This window comes from Mesorhizobium sp. M7A.F.Ca.CA.002.09.1.1, assembly GCF_003998555.1.
GTDB classification, from domain to species: domain Bacteria; phylum Pseudomonadota; class Alphaproteobacteria; order Rhizobiales; family Rhizobiaceae; genus Mesorhizobium; species Mesorhizobium ciceri.
On record NZ_RZRR01000402.1, the window covers coordinates 1 to 4858 of the forward strand.

Annotated in this window: 5 protein-coding genes and 1 tRNA gene; 4 read left to right on the forward strand and 2 right to left on the reverse strand. The window is 63.4% G+C overall.

Annotated features, from left to right (window positions below):
• On the reverse strand, nt 1-1442 hold a 1442-nt coding region (locus EN994_RS18000; RefSeq protein ID WP_127307693.1), incomplete at its 3' end, for a DUF882 domain-containing protein.
• Nucleotides 1443-1762: 320 nt separating this feature from the next.
• Nucleotides 1763-1837, reverse strand: a tRNA-Thr gene (locus tag EN994_RS18005).
• Nucleotides 1838-1996: 159 nt separating this feature from the next.
• Between EN994_RS18005 and EN994_RS18010 the strand changes: the two genes are divergently transcribed.
• From EN994_RS18010 to EN994_RS18025, 4 genes are all read left to right on the forward strand, one after another.
• Nucleotides 1997-2191: a hypothetical protein gene (locus tag EN994_RS18010; protein ID WP_013530202.1), complete on the forward strand. Its 195-nt coding sequence runs from the start codon at nt 1997-1999 to the stop codon at nt 2189-2191.
• 130 nt (nt 2192-2321) lie between these two features.
• A complete protein-coding gene (gene murA, locus EN994_RS18015) occupies nt 2322-3614 on the forward strand; it encodes a UDP-N-acetylglucosamine 1-carboxyvinyltransferase (protein ID WP_127307694.1) in 1293 nt (430 codons plus the stop codon).
• A gap of 205 nt (nt 3615-3819) precedes the next feature.
• A complete protein-coding gene (locus tag EN994_RS18020; RefSeq protein WP_013530200.1) occupies nt 3820-4254 on the forward strand; it encodes a DUF2948 family protein in 435 nt (144 codons plus the stop codon).
• 7 nt (nt 4255-4261) lie between these two features.
• Nucleotides 4262-4858: histidinol dehydrogenase (locus EN994_RS18025; protein WP_206530418.1), on the forward strand; the 597-nt coding region annotated here is incomplete at its 3' end.

Sequence of the window (4858 nt, forward strand, 5' to 3'; positions counted from 1 at the left end):
ATCATGGGCGCCCCTGTTGATGCGGCCCCACCGGTAATAGCGCGATCTGCCTCGGAATCGGGGCGCCGCTGGACACGATCGGCCTTGGGGTTCGTCCTGACGCGATCTTCTGGCTTTGACGCCGGCGCCGCGATCCGCTCGCCGGCCAGCCCGTCGTCGGGGTGATGCATGGCCAGCAAGACACCGATGGCATCGCCAGATTTGGCTGCTTCCAACTGGCGCGTCGGGCTTGACTGGCTTTCCGGCCGCCATGTCGGCAATGGGACGTTGAGCGCCATCATCTCCGGCGCGACGCTCGTGGCAGCGGCATCGGCATTCGCGGCGTCCGGCTTGGCAACGGCCAGCTCGGCCTGCGCCGTGGACGCGCCGGCGATTGCCAACGGTGCGGTTTCCGGGGTGGGAACGGGTGCCGTGAACTCGGCGCGCGGTGCGAAGGCCGGCAGCGGCACTGAGCCCGGCGCCATCGCCATGACGATCGCTTCAGGCGTCTTCCCCTTCTGCCCGGCAAGCGGTTCTTCGCCTGGATCGCTGCCAGCAATCTGGATGTCAGCCCGCTGGGCATCCTGCGGCGGCACGATAGCGATACCCTGTCCGGCCGGTCTGGGTTCGACGGACCTCGCCGGTTTGCGTGGCGCCGGCACCGCTTCGGCGACATCATCGGACTCGTCTGCGCCGCCCCCGCCCAAGAGCGTCGCCAGCAGGCCACGCGGCCTGCGTTGGCCGCCGTCGACGCTTGCCAGCTCGATGTTGGGCGTGCCGGCGCCCTTGCGCGATTTGTAGGCGGCAAACGCCTGCTCATAGCCGGGCAGCGGTTTGCCGTCGCTCGGCACATGCAGTGTGTTGCCGTTCGGAAATACCTTGGCGAGTTCCTGGCGGCTGATGCCCGGCCAATGCCGCACATTGCCGACATCCATGTGTATGAAAGGCGAACCGGAGGTGGGGTAATAACCCACGCCGCCGCCCTGCATTTTGAGGCCGATGTCGCGCAGTTTCTTCAGCGGCACATCCGGCAGGAAGAAGTCCATCGCGCGGCCAACCATGTGTTGGCTCTCCCGGGCCACACCCTTCGAGCGGCTGCGCAGCATGGCGTTCGTCGCCGGCGAACGATAGGCGCTGACCACATGGATATAGGCTGTCGAGCCGCTGGCGCGATAGGCCTGCCAGACAAGATCGAGCAGGCGCGGATCCATCTTCGTCGGTTCGTTGCGACGCCAGTCGCGCAGCATGAGATTGATCTTCTTCAATCCCGCCGGATCATAGCGCCCATTGCGCTTGAAGACGATTTCAGCCTTCTCGCCCGTATGGAGATGTTGAATCCTCAAAGCACGCGTCTCCGCGAACGCGCCGGTAGCGCACAGGCAAAGGAACGCTGCGATGATGGCAGGCAGGGTCCAAAGACGGGAAGCACCGGGGGCGTTTTGCACGTTTTCGCTCACGTTCATGCCTTGCACGTTCTTTTGTTTCGGGCGATTTAGATTTCCGCCCAGATCAGGAGCCTTTCGGCCCTCTTCCTGACAAGCATGGATCTGACCGGCGAAGACGGGCATCCATGCCACAATACGTCATGTCGATGAATAGCATCTTGGTTAATGAATCGTGTCTTGCCGGAATGCGCTTCGGCTGGATTTGCCTGTGGCAGCCATTTTCTGAAGCAATGAACCGCTGATCGGGTCTGCCGGCACGAGGGCCGCGCCATCCCATGTACCCGCCTCGCCCTCGCAAATGCAGAGGACGATCGTGCGGCAACAGGGATGTTGGAAACTGGTGCTGCGAGAGAGGATTGAACTCTCGACCTCTCCCTTACCAAGGGAGTGCTCTACCACTGAGCTACCGCAGCCGCTGATGGCGGGGCTTCTGCCATATCGAACCGGCAAGCGCAAGGCCAAGTGCAACGCTTCTGTGAAAGGCTTTGCCGGATGGCTTTTAATGACATGGCAGTGCCACAATGTTGGCTATCCCTGAACAGCAAGCTGGTGGGTCGCCGGCGGGATGGGCGATGGACGACAAGACAATTCCAGTGAAAAAGGATGGTCCACCGAAAAGCAGCGCAACAATCCGCAAGGATCGGCTCGCCGAGCAATTGCGCGCCAATCTGCAGAAGCGCAAGGCGCAGTCGCGCTCGCGGCGGACCGGCGAGGCCGACCTGCGTCCGGACGGGCTCGCTGCATCGAAGAAAATACAAAAAGATTAACTCAAATAGGTCACTCTTGGCCTGGGGTGGGCGAAATCCTATTTCTTGAACCAGATTGGCCAATGGTCTAGACGGGCCGCTACTCAAACGATTGAACCGGCCCTTTTTTGGCCGAGAGGGACGTTCTTCCATGGATCGCATCAGAATTGTCGGGGGCAACAAGCTCTCCGGAAGCATTCCGATCTCGGGCGCGAAAAACGCGGCGCTGCCTTTGATGATCGCCTCGCTTTTGACCGACGACACACTGACGCTGGAAAACGTGCCGCATCTGGCCGATGTTGAGCAGCTGATCCGCATCCTGGGCAATCACGGCGTCGATTATTCGGTCAATGGCCGCCGCGAGAAGCAGAATGAGGGCTATTCGCGCACCATCAACTTCTCCGCCCGCAACATCGTCGACACCACAGCGCCCTACGAGCTGGTGTCGAAGATGCGCGCCTCGTTCTGGGTGATCGGCCCGCTGCTGGCGCGCATGGGCGAAGCAAAAGTGTCGCTGCCGGGCGGTTGCGCCATCGGCACGCGGCCGGTCGATCTGTTCCTCGAGGGCCTCCAGGCGCTGGGCGCTGATATCGACGTCGACACCGGCTATGTCATCGCCAAGACCCGGAATGGCCGCCTTGTCGGCAACCGCTATATCTTCCCGAAGGTCTCGGTCGGCGCCACCCATGTGCTGATGATGGCCGCGGCACTCGCCAAGGGCGAGACGGTGCTGGAAAATGCCGCCTGCGAGCCCGAGATCGTCAATCTGGCCGAGTGCCTCAACGCCATGGGCGCGAAGATTTCCGGCGCCGGCACGCCAACCATTGCCATCGACGGCGTCGAATCGCTCTCCGGTGCGCGCGTGCGCGTCATTCCCGACCGCATCGAGACCGGCACCTATGCGATGGCCGTCGCCATGACCGGCGGCGACGTCGTGCTCGAAGGCGCGCGTGCGGACCTGCTGCAGACCGCACTGGACGTGATCGCCCAGACGGGTGCGGAGATCACGCCGACCAATTCCGGCATCCGGGTGAGGCGCAACGGCGCCGGCATTTCGCCGGTCGACGTGACGACAGCACCCTTCCCGGCCTTCCCGACCGATTTGCAGGCGCAGTTCATGGGCCTGATGACCATGGCCAAGGGTAAGTCGCGCATCACCGAGACGATCTTCGAGAACCGCTTCATGCATGTGCAGGAACTGGCGCGGCTCGGCGCTCACATCACGCTTTCGGGCCAGACGGCGATCGTCGACGGCGTGCCGAAGCTGAAGGGCGCGCCGGTCATGGCGACCGATCTTCGCGCCTCTGTCTCGCTGGTCATCGCCGGCCTGGCGGCGGAAGGCGAGACCACGGTCAACCGCGTCTACCACCTCGATCGCGGCTTCGAGCGGCTGGAAGAAAAGCTGTCCAACTGCGGCGCGGTGATCGAACGGGTTTCGGCGTAGCCCGCGACCTCGGCTCCTCTCTAGCAGCGCAGGAGATTGGCGAAATCCTTCGCGGCAGCGTCCTTCTCCCCGTCACTATCCGGGGAGAAGTGCCCGGCAGGGCGATGAGGGGCAGCGCAGAGCTGCAGCTGTTGGTGCGGTTGCACCGATCGCCAAGACCGCCTAACAGAAGGCTGAACAATCAACCTTCAGGTGCGAAATCCGTATGACCGCCCTTAAGCTTATCGCGCTCGACGACCAGGATCTGAGCATCGTTTCGGCTCATGTCCAGGATGCCGTGCTGAAAGTCAGCGACCTCGAATTCCTCCCCGCGGCCAAGCGTTTCCTGCTGACCATGAACCGTTTCGTCTGGGAGGCAAAATCCGGCCTGTTTCGCCAGCATAATGAGCGACGGCAGGCCGTGCTGCATTTCGACCGCGTGCTCGGGGCCAAGACCAGCGGTATTGACCGCGACAAGCCTGCCGAAGTCCTGTCGCTGCTGGCGATCAGCTTCATCGAGATCAGCAAGCCGGCCGGCATCGTCGAGCTGATCTTCTCGGGCGGCGGTGCGATCATGCTCGACGTCGAGTGCATCGAGGCCCGTCTTGCCGACATCGGCGGGGCGTGGGAAGCCACCTCGCGCCCCATCCACAAGGCCTGAGCGTCCGATGGCCATCACGCTTCGTCAGTCCGATGCCGATTTCGAGCAACGTTTCGCCGCCTTCCTCACGACCAAGCGGGAGGTCTCCGCCGATGTCGATGCCGCGGTGCGCGACATCATCGCGCGCGTGCGCGCCGAGGGCGACGCGGCACTGATCGACTATACGCGGAAATTCGATCGCGCCGATTTGACCGGCCTCGGCATTGCCGTGTCTAAGGAAGACATCGCAACCGCCTACGAAACGGCCGACCCAAAGACGATCGAGGCGCTGGAGTTCGCGCGCGACCGCATCCGCTCGCATCATGAACGGCAGCGGCCGAAGGACGATCGCTATACAGATGCCGCCGGCGTCGAGCTCGGCTGGCGTTGGACGGCGATCGAGGCCGTCGGGCTCTATGTGCCGGGCGGTACGGCGAGCTATCCGAGCTCGGTGCTGATGAACGCCGTGCCGGCCAGAGTGGCCGGCGTCGAGCGCATCGTCATGGTCGTGCCGGCGCCGGGCGGCATCATCAATCCGCTGGTGCTGGTGGCAGCGGACATATCAGGCGTGTCCGAAATCTACCGCGTCGGCGGCGCGCAGGCGATCGCCGCCCTCGCCTATGGC